The organism is Bacillus sp. JJ1562 (assembly GCF_036962705.1).
Taxonomy (GTDB): Bacteria; Bacillota; Bacilli; order Bacillales; family Bacillaceae_L; genus Ferdinandcohnia.
In genome coordinates, this window is record NZ_JBALOQ010000009.1 from 75628 (window position 1) to 93970 (window position 18343).

An 18343-nucleotide genomic window follows, 5' to 3' on the forward strand; every position below is an offset into this window, starting at 1 on the left:
TATTAGCCTCGTTTTATGCTTGTCTCACCTTGTGCTTTTTTAAAAAATAGGGGAAATCCCCCATAGCCAAAATCTTTCACATCGTAGATAATACAAATGCACAGGCAACTCGTAAGCCTACCGAATTTTCAATGAAGCAGGGATATCTATGACTACCATTTTACAACCAACCCTTTCTAATATTGCGATCATTTTGTTCATGTATTTATGTATGAGTAACCTGGTTACGAATCGAAAATCGATTAACAAGTATCTATTTTCAGCGATCGTTCTTATCCTCACCTCGGCATGCGTGATTTTTCTATTTTATTTGCCGATCTCCTATGAGGGCTACCAGTTTGATCTTCGCCTTGTTCCTTTGGTGATCTTCACCCTTCTGTTGGGGTGGAAGCATGCGATCCCTGCCCTTGTTATAGCGGTTAGCTGGAGGCTCGGCATGGGTGGAGTGGGAGCTATGCCAGGCGTGATATTCGGCATGATTCTTCCTGTTTTACTGGCTCTTCTTTTTCATAAAAAAGATCGAGCGATGCCAAGCCCGATTATGTTGGTTGTTATTGTGACGGCTTGTTGGCTAGTATCTGATTTGCCGATTCTTTTTCTTATGCCAAAAGGCACGGATGTGTTCGGTGAAATCTATCTCGTGCGGATATTGGCACTCCAGGTGTCCGCGTTTATTCTATATTTTTTCATTTACCAGCTAGACAGAGAAGTGGTGCTGAAACGAAAACTAAGGTTTTATGCGGAACGTGACCCTTTGACTGGGCTTTATAATATGCGTTATTTTGAAAATCGAATTAAAAAAGGGACAAGCTCTCATCAAACATACATCGTAATGATTGATATTGATCATTTTAAAAAAATCAATGATACATATGGCCATCTTCATGGTGATTCGGTATTAAAAAATGTGGCGACTACGCTATCGAGACTCATTCCGCCACGCCATTCCTTACTCGGACGCTATGGTGGTGAGGAGTTTATTCTATTATTAGAAGTGGATTCGAAGGAACATTTAAAGAGCATTGTTTCTGGGATTTGGAGCGGGATTGAACATACACCGTTTTATGTGGAAGACCAGAAGCTCCAAGTAACGGTATCGATTGGTGTTTCTGAACTCACTGACTCTTCAAAGCTCTATCAAGCGATCGAAAAAGCGGACAATTCCTTGTATGCATCGAAGCAAAATGGCCGGAATCAAGTTAGCTATGCGATGTAGTGGGATGAGTAATTACCTTTTACAGTTCGTTTTGTTACTTTGGGGATTTATTTCTTTCAATGTGGGACGAGTTTTTAGAACTAAAACGTTGGAAAATCGATTTAACCTAGTTGGTTTGATTTATCCCGCATGAACGGGCAGGAAAACCCCCACTGATTGAAGTTTCACTTTGTCCGAAAATCTAGGTATCTTGTTGAAGATGGCAAGATGCTTTTTTAAAATAGATTTTACTGGTGGGGATGCCTTTGTCGAATCCCCTCACATCACGAAACCCGATATTATTTTACCCTTGTCCTATTTAGTGGTAAAATAGAAGATATTTCGTTTTAGCCCTAATTTACATTTTTTTTGCATATGATTCAGCCGATCGGCTGATGTGAATTTAACAATAGAGGAGCGTACATGATGCTTGGAATTTTAAACAAAGTTTTTGATCCAAACAAACGCACAATCAAGCGCTTGGAATCACTTGCCGATAAAATTGAGGCACTCCATCCTGACATGGAGAAGCTTTCTGATGAGGCCCTTCGCAGCAAAACCGAAGAGTTCAAGGAGCGATATCAAAAAGGTGAAAAACTCGAGGATATACTAGTTGAAGCTTTCGCTGTTGTTCGTGAAGGTGCAAAGCGTGTCTTGGGTCTTCACCCATACCGAGTGCAGCTCATGGGGGGTATTTCCCTACATGAAGGAAATATTTCTGAGATGAAGACAGGGGAAGGTAAAACATTAACCTCCACGATGCCTGTTTATTTAAATGCGATCACTGGTAAAGGCGTTCACGTTGTTACTGTCAACGAATACCTGGCTAGCCGTGATGCGCACGAGATGGGCCAGCTTTATGAATTTTTAGGTCTAACAGTTGGATTGAATTTAAATTCAATGTCTCGTGATGAAAAAATTGAAGCATACCGCGCTGATATTACGTACGGTACGAACAACGAATTTGGCTTCGACTATCTTCGTGATAACATGGTCCTTTATAAGGAACAAATGGTGCAGCGTCCTCTTTATTTTGCCGTGATTGACGAGGTTGACTCGATTTTAATTGATGAGGCGCGTACGCCGCTGATTATTTCTGGTTCCGCTCAGAAATCGACTTCACTTTACGTGCAAGCAAACGGATTTGTGACCACTCTTAAAAAAGAAGAAGATTACACCTATGATGAAAAAACGAAGAGTGTTCAGCTTACTGAAGAGGGGATTTCAAAGGCTGAAAGAGTGTTCGGCATTGAAAACCTGTTTGATATGGCAAACGTAGCCTTGATTCACCATATCAACCAAGCGTTAAAAGCGAATGCAAGTATGCATCGTGACATTGACTATGTGGTTGAAGAGGATCAAATCGTCATTGTTGACCAATTCACCGGACGTCTGATGAAGGGACGTCGTTATAGTGAAGGCCTCCACCAAGCGATTGAGGCAAAGGAAGGCGTCGAAATTCAAAACGAAAGTATGACGCTTGCGACGATTACGTTCCAAAACTATTTCCGTATGTATGAGAAGCTTTCAGGTATGACCGGTACGGCCAAGACAGAGGAAGAGGAATTCCGCAACATTTACAATATGAACGTTGTTGTGATTCCAACGAATCGTCAGATTGCCCGTGATGACCGTCCTGATTTAATTTATAAGTCCATCGAAGGCAAGTTCCGCGCGGTTGCTGAGGATATCGCTGAGCGACATGCAAAGGGACAACCTGTCCTAGTTGGTACGGTTGCGATTGAAACGTCTGAAATTATTTCGAAGTTTTTATTGAAAAAAGGCGTGAAACATAATGTCTTGAACGCGAAGAACCATGCGCGCGAGGCTGAGATTATTGAGAATGCAGGGGAACAGGGTGCGGTAACGATCGCGACAAACATGGCTGGTCGTGGTACCGACATCAAGCTTGGCCAAGGTATAAAGGAGCTTGGCGGTCTTGCCGTTATTGGTACTGAGCGTCATGAGAGCCGTCGTATCGATAATCAGCTTCGTGGACGTTCTGGTCGTCAAGGGGACCCTGGTGTAACACAGTTCTATCTATCTATGGAAGATGAACTTATGCGCCGTTTCGGATCTGACAATATGAAAAATATGATGGAGCGTCTTGGCATGGATGATACCCAGCCAATCCAAAGTAAAATGGTCTCAAGAGCGGTTGAGTCTGCGCAAAAACGCGTTGAGGGCAATAACTTTGATGCTCGTAAACAGCTTTTACAATATGACGATGTACTTCGTCAGCAACGTGAGGTTATTTATAAACAGCGTTTCGAAGTTCTTGATTCCGAGAATCTTCGTGAAGTTGTTGAGAATATGATTAAGTCTTCCCTAGACCGAGTTGTTCAGGCACAAACTCCAAAAGATGAGGTGGAGGAAGACTGGAACTACAAAGGAATCATTGATTATGTCAATGCGAACCTTTTAAATGAAGGCGATGTATCGGAGAACGACCTTCGAGGAAAAGAGCCAGAGGAAATGTCTGAGCTCATTTATGCAAAGGTTAAAGAGCGCTATGATGAAAAAGAATCGCAAATTGAGCCAGAACAAATGCGTGAATTTGAACGTGTTGTTGTACTTCGCTCTGTTGATAGTAAGTGGATGGACCATATCGACCAAATGGATCAGCTTCGTCAAGGGATTCATTTACGTGCATACGGTCAAACTGACCCACTTCGCGAATACAATTTCGAAGGCTTTGCGATGTTTGAAAGCATGGTTGCTTCCATCGAGGACGATGTCGCGAAGTTTGTGATGAAGGCACAAATCCGCAACAATCTTCAACGTGAAGAAGTGGCGAAGGGCCAAGCCGTTCAACCAAAAGAAGGCGGCGAAGAAGAAAAGCCAAAGAAACGCCCAGTTCAAAAATCCGTTGACATCGGCCGTAACGACCCTTGTTATTGCGGTAGCGGTAAAAAGTTTAAGAACTGTCACGGGAAATAATGGGACAAAGGGACGCGTCCCTTAACCCAGATTATAACTTTTGGATAGGTGAGAGGTGAGCTCTCACCTTTTCCTTCGAAAAAAACGGGACTAATCCTGAAAAAATGAGTAAGATAATGAAGATGGATTCATGATATAAGATAAATAACCACACCTTGGAGGAAATTTTATGGAATTAGTAGATATTAAGCACGAACTTGACAAAATGGCTAAGAAATTAGCGGGCTTCAGGGGGTCTCTTTGACTTAGAGGCCAAACAAGCGCGCATCACAGAGCTTGATGAAATGATGTCAATGCCTGACTTCTGGAATGACCAGAATGCAGCACAAACCGTCATAAATGAAGCAAATGCATTAAAGGATCAAGTAGTTGAATTTACGAATCTCAATGATTCTTATGAAAATCTAGAGCTCACCTATCAGCTTGTGAAGGAAGAGCCAGATCCAGATTTACAATCAGAGCTTGATGAGGAAATTCAAGAGCTATCTAAGAGCTTAAGCGATTTTGAGCTACAGTTACTATTAAGCGAACCTTATGATAAAAATAATGCCATTCTAGAGCTTCACCCAGGTGCGGGCGGTACGGAATCACAGGACTGGGGCTCCTTGCTTCTTCGGATGTACACTCGTTGGGGCGAGAAGAAAGGCTTCAAGGTTGAAACACTTGACTATCTTCCAGGGGATGAAGCCGGGATTAAGAGTGTAACCCTTCTAATCAAAGGTCACAATGCATACGGCTACTTGAAGGCTGAAAAAGGAGTGCACCGCTTGGTGAGGATTTCACCGTTCGACTCATCAGGTCGTCGACACACTTCATTCGTGTCTTGTGAGATTATGCCGGAGTTTAATGATGACATCGAAATTGATATTCGCAGTGAAGATTTAAAAATTGATACGTATCGCGCAAGTGGAGCGGGTGGTCAGCACATTAACACCACTGATTCAGCCGTTCGTATCACACACACACCAACGAATACTGTTGTAACGTGTCAAACCGAGCGTTCCCAAATCAAAAACCGCGAACAAGCAATGAAAATGTTAAAGTCGAAATTATACCAGCTTGAAATTGAAAAACAACAAGCTGAATTAGACGAAATCCGCGGCGAACAAAAAGAAATCGGCTGGGGTAGCCAAATCCGCTCCTACGTCTTCCACCCATATTCTATGGTCAAAGACCACCGCACGAATGTAGAGGTCGGTAACACGGGAAGCGTCATGGATGGCGACATTGATATGTTTATTGATGCATATTTACGTTCGAAGTTAAATTAATGTTTTTTGATGGGCAGCCGTGGGGCTGTCTTTTTTGATATGTGGAAAGAGTAAACAGCCAAAAAAGTAAATTTTCAGCCATAAATGAAAATTATTGGCCATAAGGAGTGGCTAACGGCTATAAATTAGATTTATTAGCCATAAACAGTTAACCCGCCAAAAATTATTGTATGATTTGAATATACTAATCAAGATATCACTTGATATAGAGTAAATATCCTTTTTTGTATTTTGCAAATAATATAAAATGGAGGTGTAGTAAAAAAGTCTGAATAAAATGAAAGGAAAAAAACTAAATTTTGTTTCCGTTTGAAGGTGTTGCTTCAAGTCACAATCAAAAAAGAAAATGAGGGGGAATGTGTGATGAGTAAGAAAAGTATGTGGTCATTAAAGTTGTCTACAGCGGCGATTGCCCTAATTCCAGCGGCAATCGGCATCAATTACCTAGGGAAATTATTTGCAGGGTTACTAAAATTACCGCTATGGCTAGATTCCATTGGCACTGTACTAGCAAGTATGCTTGCAGGACCTATTATAGGCGCACTTTCTGGAATTATTAATAACGTAATATATGGCGTCACAGTAGATCCAATTTCAACTGTTTATGCAGTTACAAGTGGGGCAATTGGGTTAGTGGTTGGGATAATGGCTTATAAAGGCTGGCTAAAAAATTTGAAGACTGTCATTGTCGTCGGTTTAGTGGTTGGACTTATTGCTGCCGTCATTTCCACTCCGTTAAACGTGATTTTCTGGGGAGGACAAACAGGGAATGTGTGGGGAGATGCATTCTATGCGTACCTAGTGTCGAATGATTTTCCTGTTTGGTTAGCATCATTTGGCGATAGTATCGTTGTAGATGTTCCGGATAAAGTAGCAACGGTTATAATCAGTTATTTCATTTTTAAAGGATTGCCAAAGAACTTAATCTCTATTTTCCGTGGCAAAGATAAAATTGAAGAATTATAGGGGCTGGCTTACATGAGTACGATGACACTTTACGTAGACAGAAAATCCTTCATCCATGACAAAATAGCCCCATTAACAAAACTATTGTATGTGATGGTGAGTATTGCCATCACATACATCTATCCAAATTTACCATTTGTATTATCTGTCGCATTTTTTAGTGGGATCGTACTAGTGGTAGGAAAAGTGTTCCGTAAAATCATTCCAATCTTGGCGCTTAGTATGTTACTAATCATTTCTATTATTATTGTTCAAGGATTTTTTCATCCTGAAAACGAGACGGTGCTTTTTTCGATTGGAATTCTTACCTTTTATAAAGAAGGGCTAAGTTATGCGGCACTCTTAACGCTCCGTGTCATGAATATGATTATGGCGTTTGGAATATTAATTTTGACAACCAAACACGATGAATTAGTAGAGGCTATTATTAAAAAAGGTTTATCGCCTAAAATAGGTTATGTCCTACTTTCTGTATTACAACTTATTCCACAAATGCGGGCAACGATGGGAAAAATAACAGATGCTCAAGCAGCAAGAGGGTTGGAAACGAAAGGAAATCTTCGTGTGCGTATGAAGGCATTTTTTCCATTAATCGTCCCAGTCGTGTTAAATTCGTTAAATAATACACGTGAGCGTGCAATTGCGCTAGAGGTAAGAGGATTTAACACCGGAATTAAAAAGACCTTTTTAAATGTTGCTAAGGAATACCACCATCAGAGGCTCATCCAATTAATACTATGGGTAGCACTCATTGCAACGATTGTTTGGAGGATACTATCATGAGCATCATTCAAGTTGAAGGTTTAAAATATAAATATCCAGATACCGAAAAATTAGCCTTACATGATATTTCCTTCGAAGTTGAAGAGGGCGAATTCATCGGAATAGCGGGCAGAAATACAGCTGGAAAATCTACTCTATGCTTTGCGTTATCTGGACTCGTCCCTCATTTTTTCAACGGAGGGTATGGGGGAAAAGTGATTGTTGATGGTCTAGAAATAAGAAAGCATGAAGTTGGGGAGATTTCCACCCATGTTGGTTTAGTATTTGAAAATCCATTTTCGCAGATGACCGGCTCCAAATATACCGTTTTTGAGGAAATTGCTTTTGGTTTAGAAAATATTGGTCTGGAAAGAAAACAGATTATCGATAGAGTGGAAGAAAGCTTACGATTATTAGATATTACAACGATAAAGGATAAAAATCCATTTGACCTCTCTGGAGGGCAAATGCAACGGGTGGCGATTGCTAGTGTTATCGCAATGAAACCTAGAATATTAATATTGGATGAGCCGACCTCTCAGCTAGATCCACAGGGTTCTGAGGAGGTTTTTAAGGTAGTCGAAAAACTAGCCAAAGAAGGAATCACCATTATTATGGCAGAACATAAAATGGACAAGATGGCAAATTATGCAGACCGAATTTTACTTATGGACGATGGTCAGATTGTTGATTTTGATGTTCCTGGAAAAGTATTTTCAAGGGGTGATTTACGAGAGCATGGGATTGAAGCTCCTGCAGCAACAAGAATTAGTAAGGCATTAGGAATAAAGAATAAAAATACAGGATATTTTCCTGTTACGATTAAAGAATTAGCTACGGAAATTGGTGGTAAGGTATGAGCCGATTAGAAATTAACAAATTGCATTTTTCCTATACACCCGAGGTTGAAGTATTAAAAGGGATAGATTTACGAATAGATGGGGAAACAACGGCGATTGTTGGGCAAAACGGAGCTGGAAAATCTACCTTTGTTAAATTATTGAAGGGTTTGCTTTATCCAACAGAGGGAGAAATTCTATTCAATGGTAATAACACCAAGGATTATTCAGCAGCTCAGCTTGCAAAAGATATTGGCATGGTTTTTCAAAATCCTAACGATCAAATTTTTAAAAATACCGTGATTAGTGAGGTCATGTTTGGCCCATTGAATATTGGTTATAGCGAAGAAGAGGCGAAGGAAAAAGCGATTCAAATGCTGGAAAAGGTAAATCTTGTGGAGCATATGGAAACGAATCCATACGATTTAAGTTTATCCGAGCGAAAAATGATTGCCATTGCCTCGATCCTAGCGATGGATACGGATATTGTGATTTTTGATGAGCCAACGATGGGGCAAGATTTTGCGGGAAGAGAGAAATTAAAGGAAATCATTTATGAACTTCGTGATCAAGGTAGACTAGTCATTTGTATCCTTCACGATATGGATTTCGCTGCAGAAGTATTTGACCGAACGATTGTCTTCAATCAAGGTAAGATCTTAATGGATGGATCTAGTCATGAAGTATTTACACATAAAGAAAAACTAAAGCAAGCCTATCTTGAGCAACCACATATCGCCCAAATCGCCGATGAACTTGGGTTAGAAGGAAGTTATTTGACAGATGAGCAGCTGATTAAAGCATTGAGGAAGAGGATGGAAGCATAGGGGATACCTGTGCTTTCTTTTGTTGGTGATGACAGTCTCCCTTTGTGTATTTCAATAGAACTCCAAATCATCTGTTCGACTACACTCCCAATCCAAACAAACGCTTGTTTGAATCCTCAACCACTTACCTACCTTAGCCCAAGCCACTAAACAAATTTTGATTGAACCCAAATTCATAAACATATCTATGTTCAATTCTATGAAAAAAATGTAAAATAGAGGGAGATATCTAAATTGGAGGACATCCTTATGAATGAAAAGATTTTAACAATTGAAGAGCTAAAACGAGAGGATCTCATACGAAAAAACAAATTAGTCGGCCTTGTTTCATTTATTTCTGTCATTCTAGCAATTATTGTTGAAATTTCGATCGGGCAACCGCTTCAAATGATTCTCACGATCGGTATTGGCGGAGCGATTTTCCTATCAATCTTACACGTACTGATTTATAGGACTCTATTTTTAACGCAAACGCCATATTTTTCAGTAATAGGAATTTCGGTGGTTCTGTTTGTCATAATGACTAGCTCGCAATCAGCGCCAATCATCCTTTTACCTTTATACCTACTGACAACAGTCGCAATTTACAATACGCGAAAAACACTTTTCTTTGGTGTGACTTGTGCCATTTTGATAACAGTCCTATTTTTCGTGACAAAGGGGCAGGAATTTGGCTATACCCCCAAGGAACTTGTCATCTTCTATTTAATCTTTACGGTTATCATCGCTACTCTATTTTTCCAGAGCTTTGTAACTGGACGACTCACTCAAGATATTCAAGCTACCCAGGAACAAACGGAGCTTCTTTTACAAATGAGAAAACAGCATGCGGCACAGCTCGAAGCAAGCTCACAAACGATCAGTGAGAACATTACAAACATCCGTCGCCAAGGCGAGGATCAAATGCATACCTTCAATGAGATGACCATCGCGGTTACAGAAATCTCATCTGGTATGAATACACAAAACGAATCAGCGGGAACAATTACTGAATCCATTGAGGATCTCAATCGGGTTGTTCAGGAGCTTGTAAAAGGTCTAAACCACATTAGCATTCAAACAGATAATGCGAATCAAGCGGCTGACAACGGAAATGAAACTATTGACCTTTTACTCACAAAAATCACAGACTTCCAGGCATCCGTAACATCGATGTCTGAAACAATGAATCTACTAGTTGAAAAAATTAATGAGACAAATGGATTCACCGACCGTATTCAGGAAATCGCATCACAAACGAATTTACTTGCTTTGAATGCTTCAATCGAAGCGGCTCGTGCAGGTGAAAGTGGGAAAGGCTTTGCTGTCGTTGCGTCCGAAATACGGAAGCTTTCTGAGGTGACGTCAAACACAGCGAACCTCATCGCCGAAAATCTAAAAGAAGTAAATAAAAGCACCACATTAACACAAAAACAGATGACAGAAAACGCTGAAAAGATGGACGAGAGTGTCAAGCTTACAAATGATACAAAAGGTGTCTTCACTGTAATCGACGACACGGTTTCCGAGTTGAACGAGGCGGTAAAGCATTTTGAAAAAATTACGAATGAAATCGGGAAATCAACTGTTTCCATCGAAACCTCTGTCAGTGAATTTGCGGCCATCATTGAAGAAACAACAGCATCACTTGAGGAAATCACAGCATCTATCGAAAGCCAAAACGGCCAAATGCAGCACCTCGTCTCCTACGTTCAAAACACAGACGATGCCACTGCAGAACTGATGGAGATTTTTAAAGAAAAATAAGAGCATAAATCCTAAAAAATGAAGCTATACTATAAAAGCGCATAATAGAAGGGGAGTAGCCTGTAATTAGGTTACTCCTCTTTTATTCTTTATAGCATACATCTTTTTCACGACTAAAATAATATTTTGTTTACTAAAATTGTTTACTTTAAGGCAATTCATGTATACTATATAGGTAGAAGGAAGACAGAAGGGATGAGAAAGGTATGGCCACGATTCGTGATATAGCCCAAAAATCTGGCTTTTCAATTGCGACCGTTTCAAGAGTGCTCAATAATGATGCGAATTTATCTGTTAGCGAAGAAACGAGAGATAAAATTAAAGCGGTTGCTGAAGACTTAGGATATAAAAAGAAACAAGGGGTTACGCAGTTAAACAATATCGCATTTCTATATTGGATTTCCAATGAAGAAGAGCTTGAAGATGTTTTTTTTAAGGGGATTCGGACGGAGCTTGAAAAGCAAGCAAAACAACGGAAAATAGAATTGGTTCGTTATCATATAAATGATGGTATTGAAAAGGTAGATAAGAATTCAACGGCTTTTATTGCGATTGGAAAATTAACTGAACGGGAAATCAAGTACTTAGAGGAAATTACACCTCATGGCGTGTTTTTAAATACAAGAAGAGATCCACAAAATCTAGATTCTGTTTTGCCTGATTTGAAGCTTATGACAGAATACATGATTCAATTTTTTGAAGGGCTTGGCTACGAACGTATAGGGTTTATTGGTGCGGATGATTATGATGTTGAGACAAATGAACCTATTCCCCAGTTAAGAGAGATTACGTTCAGAAACTATCAACGGGAACGAAATAAATTAAGAGAAGAGGATATTTTAATCGTACCTGCAAGTACTGTTAAGAATGGGTACAAAGCAGCAATGAGAGTGATTGAGGAAATGGGGGATGACCTCCCAGGAGCCTTTGTTGTTGCAACAGATCCACTTGCGATTGGGGCGCTTCAAGCATTTAATGAAATGCAAATTCCAATACCTCAACGTGTGGCATTCTTTAGTATCAATAATATCAGTGTCACGAAATATGTTTCCCCGCCATTAACAACCTTCCATATTGATATTCCTACCCTTTGTGAAACAGGTTTGGATCTAGTCGAGGAAAGGTTAACAAAAAATAGAACAACCGCGAAAACAGTATACATTCAAGGGAAACCCATTTTTCGAAAAAGTACACCATCAATCGAAGGAAAAAAGTGAGCCGCTGGCTCTCTTTTTTTTGCTCTAATCCCATTCGTCCCCCTTTCCCGTGCGCATGAACATTATCTACATGGAGAAAGTAAGACTAGGTTTTTACTAAAGACTGGAAAATAGGTGAAAAATTAGTAAACATAGATAATAATTTTAGTAAAATAATATAAATTAAACGTTTACATTTTTACTACAAGCTGATATGATTTTATTAGTAAACAAATTACTAAAAAGGGGAATGGATTTTATGAAAAATAAATTCAGCTTTTTTATTTTAGGAATTGGATTAACAGCCTTACTAGCAGCTTGTAGTAGCTCGAGTGGTCAAGGTGGAGAGGAAGACGATGTCGTTACAATCTGGGCAAATAACATAAACGTTCCAGTATTAGAGAAAGCGGCAGAAATCTATAAAGAGGATCACCCTGATTTTAAAGTAGAAATTATCGAAACGGGTGGTAAGGACATCAAAAGTAAAACAACAACGGGATTACAGGCTGGTGGAAAAGGTCTACCAGATGGATTGCTTCAAACCGACGATGAGCTACAAGGTAAATTAGAAGCTTTCCCTGATGCGTTTGCGAATTTAAGTGAACTTGGCTTTGACGAATTTAAGAACGATTTTCCTGAGTTCAAACTAGATGCTGTTTCAAAGGATGGGAACATCTATGCAATGCCATTTGATACTGGCCCAGCTGCAGTCTTCTATCGCACAGATATCTTTGAAGAAGCTGGCGTAAATCCTGATGAGATCAAAACATGGGATGACTATGTTGAAGCAGGTGGAAAAATTAAAGAAGCTACTGGTAAAGCCATGCTAAGCTATGACCAAGCGGACGCGAATGTATACACAATCATTCTCAATCAACAAGGTGAAGGTTATTATGACGAGGATAATAATTTAATCGTTGGTAGTGAAGCTTCAGTTAATTCCCTAGAGGTATTAAAAGGTTTACATGAAAAAGATGCTCTTTTAGGTGTTACAGGTTGGGATGCATGGGTTACAACAATTGCGAACTCAGAGACGGCATCTGTGATTGCAGGTGGTTGGCTAGTTGGAACCATTAAGCAACAAGCACTTGATACAGAAGGTAAATGGGGCTTAATGCCATTACCAGCACATGAGGAAAGCGGAACACGTTCATCTGTTCAAGGTGGAAGTTCATTTGTAATTCCTTCAACTGGTAATCAAGTACAAGAAACATATGATTTCCTTTCTTGGTTTACGACCAGTGTTGAGGCACAAGAAATTGCTATGGAAGGTGGATTATTCCCTACCTATGCACCAGTGTTTGAGTCGAAAATTTTTGATGCAGAAGAGCCATTCTTCGGAAATCAAACTATTTGGCGTTTCCTAGCTGACGAGATGGACAAGATTCCAACAATCATTTACACAAAAAATGATCCAATCGCTCGTGATGAAATTGTAAAAGCACAAGGTGAAGCCATGAATGGTAAAAGTGCGGATGGAGCCATGCAACAGGCAAAGAAAAATATTGAAAATCGAATGAAATAGGAATTTAGGGGTAATGAAAGAGATTCTTCGTTACCCCTCCCAGAATAGGGGGTATGACAACATGACGAATCGAATCAGCAAATCAAAATTGACACCGTATTTATTTTTAGCCCCAGCGCTCATTTTGTTTCTTATCTTCACGGTGTACCCAATCATCTCTTCCTTAATATTAAGCTTTCAAACGTCTGAAGGTGGAAGATACGTATTTACTGGACTTGATAACTATGTACGACTGCTTAATGACTCAACATTTTATCAAGCCCTCTACAATACATTTATTATATTCATTGTTCAAGTACCAATTATGATTCTCTTAGCGCTTATTTTAGCGGCACTCTTAAATAGTAAACTATTAAAATTTAAAGGTTTATTCCGTACCGGGTTCTTTCTACCAGCTGTAACTTCATTAGTTGCTTACTCTATTTTGTTCTCAATCATTATGATGGACAAAGGGATCCTGAATCAATTTTTGATGCTAATCGGAATTGATGCGATACCTTGGTTGAATAACCCATTTTGGGCGAAGGTTTCAATCATTATTGCGATGACATGGAGATGGACAGGCTATAACATGGTAATTTATCTTGCTGCGATGCAGAATATTTCGGAGGAAACGTATGAAGCAGCTTCCATGGATGGTGCAGGGAAGGTACGACAATTCTTCTCAATCACGATTCCACAATTGAAGCCAATCATTTTATTCACTTCGATTATCTCAACTATTTCGACATTACAGTTGTTTGATGAACCGTTCAACTTAACAAAAGGTGGACCTGGTGATTCAACAACAACACTAGGATTAATGATTTATGAAAATGGATTCGAATACTATGACTTTAGCTATGCATCTGCTATTGCCTATGTTGTTGTAGTTATCGTTGCGATCCTATCACTTATTCAATCAAAAGTAACGGGAGATGGTAAATAATGCATGAAAATAAAGCATCAAGATTCTCGAGAAAGGCAGGTATTTATCTTCTGTTGCTAATCGGTATCGTGATTTCAATTTTCCCATTTTATTGGATGTTAGTTGGCGCAACGAATCATACGAGTAGTATGTACGCAAATCCTCCAATCTTGTCCTTTGGAGATCAATTTTTAACGAACTTTACGAACTTAAATGAAAGCATCAATATTTGGCGAGTCTTATTTAATTCCTTATTTGTTTCAGGTGTTTATGTGATTTTGGCACTTATGGTTTCAACAATGGCTGCATATGCCTTGGCGAAATTTAATTTTAAAGGGAATAAATTGATTTTTACAATGTTTCTATTATCAATGATGATTCCGTATCAGGCGCTTCTAATTCCTCAGTTTAGGATGATGGCTGATTACGGATTGTTAAATACGTATCTTGCCCTTATTTTGCCAACAGTTTGTACACCTTTTGCAATCTTTTTAATGAGACAAAACTTTATGGCATTTCCAACAGAATTGATTGAAGCAGCTCGTATAGATGGAGCAGGAGAGATGAAGATTTTCTTCCGGATTGTAATCCCATCGATGAAGCCGGCACTTGCGGCTACTTCTATTTTCCTATTCTTATCACAATGGAATAACTTTCTGTGGCCATTAGTCGTAACGACGTCATCGGATATGTATACATTCCCAGTTGCATTATCAAGTCTAAAAGGGGTTTCCATCATCGACTATGGTCAAATCAACGTCGGGATATTGATCGCAACAATCCCAATAATCATCTTCTTCCTAGCATTACAAAAACACTTCATCCAAGGCATGCTGGGAAGTGCAATTAAATAATGTGGGACACGGGGACAGGTTCACTGTCCTATTTAAATAAATAACTGGGACGAGGGACCTGTCCCTCTTGTCCCAACTTTTGGAGGTCAAAATGAAGCAGCTTAAAGATTACGAGAATTTAAATGTACTTCAAAAGAATCGAATGAAAGATCGTTCTTATTTTATGTCTTATCGGAATGTAGAGGAAGCGCTTAGCTTTGTTCGAGGTCGTGCGCATGAATTTTTATTATTAAATGGTATGTGGAAGTTTCATTATGCGGAAACTCCGGAACATGCCCCGGACTCTTTTTTTGAGAGTAACTATGATACTAGTAATTGGGATGATTTACAGGTTCCTTCAAGCTGGCAGTTGCACGGGTATGGAAGACCGCATTATACAAATGTTCAATATCCATTTCCGGTCAACCCTCCCTATGTTCCAACTGAAAATCCAACCGGTTCCTATCGACGTAATTTTTATGTAACCGATGACATGCTCAAAGGACACGTATTCCTACGCTTTGAGGGAGTAGATAGTGCGTTTCATGTGTGGATCAATGGCCAGTTTGTTGGGTATAGTCAAGGAAGTCGTGTAGCTTCCGAATTCGATGTAACGGACTTTGTTCAGGAAGGGCATAACACAATTGCTGTAAGAGTCTATCAATGGTCTGATGGAAGTTATATTGAAGACCAGGATATGTGGTGGTTAAGTGGTATTTTTAGAGATGTGTATTTACTCGCAAAACCGAAAGTATATACACACGACTTTTTTGTAAAAACGACATTAGATAAAGCGTATAAAGATGCAGATTTGCAGCTAGAATATGTAATCCATTCATCTATTGATAGTTCAAAAGAATACCAGTTAGATATTCAGCTTTTTGATACAAACTATAGAGAGATTGAAGAAGCGAAACGAGAAGTGAAATTTGTATTGGCCGAGGCAAATGAAACAAAACTGGATACGAGTATACCGGTGACCAATCCTTCTAAATGGACAGCGGAAACTCCGTATTTGTATAACTTGGTAATGACGCTAAAAGATGATGAGGGTAATACCATTGAGGTAATCCCGTGTAAGGTTGGATTTAGACAAGTTGAACTAAAGGATGGTTTAATTCAGGTGAACGGAGTACCGATTCTCTTTAAAGGAGTTAACCGTCATGACCATCATCCAGACTTAGGGCGTGCTGTTCCGCTAGATTGGATGATAAAAGATATTGAACTTATGAAGCAGCATAATATCAATGCAGTACGTTCCGCGCACTATCCAAACGACCCAAAATTTTACGATTTATGTGATGAATATGGATTATATGTAATCGATGAGGCAGATCTGGAATCTCACGGATTTGATAGAATCGGGAAGCCGCACCAATTAACGCAAGATCCTGAGTGGAAGGATGCATTTGTTGATCGAATGAAGAGAATGGTAGAACGCGATAAAAACCATCCTTCGATTATCATCTGGTCATTAGGAAATGAATCTGGATTTGGAGAGAACCATGTTGCGATGGCTGAGTGGGCAAAGCAAAAGGATCCGACAAGATTAGTTCATTATGAAGGGGAAACCCGTTTTATTATGACTCAGGAAAATAATAATCCTACCCGTTTGCATGAAGCGGCTGACATGTTCTCAACAATGTATAGTCCTCATGGTCTTATGGAGCAATTAGGTAGCCGAACGGATTTGGCTCAACCTCATATTTTATGTGAATTTGCACATGCAATGGGAAATGGACCTGGTGGGATAAAAGAGTATTTTGATTTGTTCTATAAGTATGAACGCCTTCAAGGAGGCTTCGTCTGGGAATGGTTAGACCATGGTATTCGCCAATATACAGAAGATGGTGAGGAATATTTTGCCTACGGTGGGGATTTTGGAGAAACGCCTCATGATGGTAACTTCGTTATTGATGGACTCGTCATGCCAGATCGTACACCATCTCCTGCACTATTAGAATATAAAAAGGTGATTGAACCTGTTAGGGTTGAAGCGCTTGATTTGAACAAAGGTACGGTTCGAATTCATAATCTGTACAATTTTAGTACATTAGATCACCTAACACTTTCTTGGTCTCTAGTTTCAGATGGAAAAGTGATAAATGGTGGAATGGTAGAAATGCCAACGATTTATCCAGGTGAGTCTGGGGAAATATCCATTCCATTTACTTTACCGAACCTACTAAAAGCAAATACCGATTACTGGCTAAACCTCCAATTCAATCAGGCGACGGATACAAAATGGGCAAGAGCTGGTCACGAAGTTGCTTGGGCTCAATTTGAGTTGCCGGTTAATGGAAGTTTGGAAGTGAATAATAGTGGAACGTATCCTTCGTTGCTCGTAAAGGAAACTGACCATAAGCTTGTGGTGAGTGGAGAGTCCTTCGAGTATCGCTTCGATAAAATTTACGGGTTGCTCGAATCATGGAAGCACCAAGGAGTCGAATTGGTAGAGCAAGGGCTAAAGATAAACATATGGAGAGCACCAACCGATAATGATAAATTGGGCTTAGAAGAATTTAGTGTAAAAAAAGAAGAACCAGAGTGGAGACAATTCGGTTTGCATCACATGCAAAATCGCATAAAAGCTGTTGAGTATGATGTATCGCCAACTAACGATCAAGTAAAAGTATACGTAAAATCTCAATTTGCACCTCCAGTACATGCATGGGGCTTTAATCTAAAAATGACGTATACCATTTCGAAAAATGGCTCAATGGAGATAGATGTTGATGGAAAAAAACAAGGCGAATCATCGACTACATTACCGAAAATTGGCCTACAAATGAAATTGAATCCTCAGTTGAATCAAGTTGATTGGTATGGCAGAGGCCCAGGAGAGTCTTACGTTGATAGTAAGTTAGCGAATAAGTTTGGTGTTTGGTCAAAGACGGTAGATGAGCTACACACACCATATGTTGTACCTCAGGAAAACGGAAATCGACATGAAGTAAGATGGGCTTCGTTAACAGACCTTTCAGGAGTAGGCTTACTAGTCGTTGGACAACCAAACTTTGATTTTAGTGCAAGCTATTATTCAACTGAAAATCTTGAAAAAGCGAACCATACCTATGATTTAGTAAAGGATGACTTTATCACATTTAACGTTTATTACAAGCAGCAGGGCTTAGGATCAGCAAGCTGTGGACCTGGAGTTCTGGAGCAATACCAGTTAAAAAATGATGATTTCTCATTTACTGTGAACTTTCGTGCTTATTCGAAGAGAGAGCATTCACCGGTTGAATTAAGTAAAATGCTGTAACCATTTTGATACCTGTCATCGAGGGGGTTTATCCTGTGATGGCAGGTATTTTTAATGTACCTGTCCTTGTG

Annotated in this window: 13 protein-coding genes; all 13 read left to right on the forward strand. The window is 39.6% G+C overall.

The features are described 5' to 3' along the window. The first annotated feature begins 148 nt into the window (after window positions 1-148). The 13 genes from V7097_RS06445 (at window position 149) to V7097_RS06505 (ending at window position 18272) form a co-directional block, all read left to right on the forward strand. A complete protein-coding gene (locus V7097_RS06445) occupies window positions 149-1216 on the forward strand; it encodes a GGDEF domain-containing protein (protein ID WP_335702787.1) in 1068 nt (355 codons plus the stop codon). A 405-nt stretch (window positions 1217-1621) separates the two neighbouring features. After that, the gene (gene secA / locus V7097_RS06450; protein ID WP_335702788.1) at window positions 1622-4135 is read left to right on the forward strand and encodes a preprotein translocase subunit SecA; all 2514 of its coding nucleotides are present in this window, start codon (window positions 1622-1624) and stop codon (window positions 4133-4135) included. Between the two features lie 169 nt (window positions 4136-4304). Beyond that, window positions 4305-5406, forward strand: a protein-coding gene (gene prfB, locus V7097_RS06455; RefSeq protein ID WP_335702789.1) for a peptide chain release factor 2 whose coding sequence is annotated in 2 segments (ribosomal slippage) — window positions 4305-4376 and window positions 4378-5406 — 1101 coding nt in all. Because the reading frame shifts where the segments join, the coding sequence is not laid out codon by codon here. A 363-nt stretch (window positions 5407-5769) separates the two neighbouring features. Next, the gene (locus tag V7097_RS06460; protein WP_335702790.1) at window positions 5770-6372 is read left to right on the forward strand and encodes an ECF transporter S component; all 603 of its coding nucleotides are present in this window, start codon (window positions 5770-5772) and stop codon (window positions 6370-6372) included. 12 nt (window positions 6373-6384) lie between these two features. Further along, a complete protein-coding gene (locus V7097_RS06465; RefSeq protein WP_335702791.1) occupies window positions 6385-7155 on the forward strand; it encodes an energy-coupling factor transporter transmembrane component T family protein in 771 nt (256 codons plus the stop codon). Continuing rightward, window positions 7152-7994, forward strand: coding sequence for an energy-coupling factor ABC transporter ATP-binding protein (locus tag V7097_RS06470; RefSeq protein WP_335702792.1), 843 nt, complete (start codon window positions 7152-7154; stop codon window positions 7992-7994). The genes V7097_RS06465 and V7097_RS06470 overlap by 4 nt, the downstream gene beginning before the upstream one ends. Further along, complete coding sequence (locus tag V7097_RS06475) at window positions 7991-8800, forward strand: energy-coupling factor ABC transporter ATP-binding protein (RefSeq protein ID WP_335702793.1); 810 nt, start codon at window positions 7991-7993, stop codon at window positions 8798-8800. Before V7097_RS06470 ends, V7097_RS06475 begins: the two co-directional genes overlap by 4 nt. A gap of 954 nt (window positions 8801-9754) precedes the next feature. Further along, window positions 9755-10546: a methyl-accepting chemotaxis protein gene (locus tag V7097_RS26020; protein WP_438824209.1), complete on the forward strand. Its 792-nt coding sequence runs from the start codon at window positions 9755-9757 to the stop codon at window positions 10544-10546. Window positions 10547-10752: 206 nt separating this feature from the next. Next, complete coding sequence (locus V7097_RS06485) at window positions 10753-11763, forward strand: LacI family DNA-binding transcriptional regulator (RefSeq protein ID WP_335702795.1); 1011 nt, start codon at window positions 10753-10755, stop codon at window positions 11761-11763. 238 nt (window positions 11764-12001) lie between these two features. Next, window positions 12002-13267 carry an ABC transporter substrate-binding protein gene (locus V7097_RS06490; RefSeq protein WP_335702796.1) on the forward strand — a complete coding sequence of 422 codons (1266 nt, stop codon included), beginning with the start codon at window positions 12002-12004 and terminating at the stop codon, window positions 13265-13267. Window positions 13268-13328: 61 nt separating this feature from the next. Then, window positions 13329-14195 carry a carbohydrate ABC transporter permease gene (locus V7097_RS06495; RefSeq protein ID WP_335702797.1) on the forward strand — a complete coding sequence of 289 codons (867 nt, stop codon included), beginning with the start codon at window positions 13329-13331 and terminating at the stop codon, window positions 14193-14195. Then, the gene (locus V7097_RS06500) at window positions 14195-15028 is read left to right on the forward strand and encodes a carbohydrate ABC transporter permease (RefSeq protein WP_335702798.1); all 834 of its coding nucleotides are present in this window, start codon (window positions 14195-14197) and stop codon (window positions 15026-15028) included. Before V7097_RS06495 ends, V7097_RS06500 begins: the two co-directional genes overlap by 1 nt. 91 nt (window positions 15029-15119) lie before the next feature. Further along, window positions 15120-18272, forward strand: coding sequence for a glycoside hydrolase family 2 TIM barrel-domain containing protein (locus V7097_RS06505; RefSeq protein ID WP_335702799.1), 3153 nt, complete (start codon window positions 15120-15122; stop codon window positions 18270-18272). Window positions 18273-18343 lie beyond the last annotated feature (71 nt).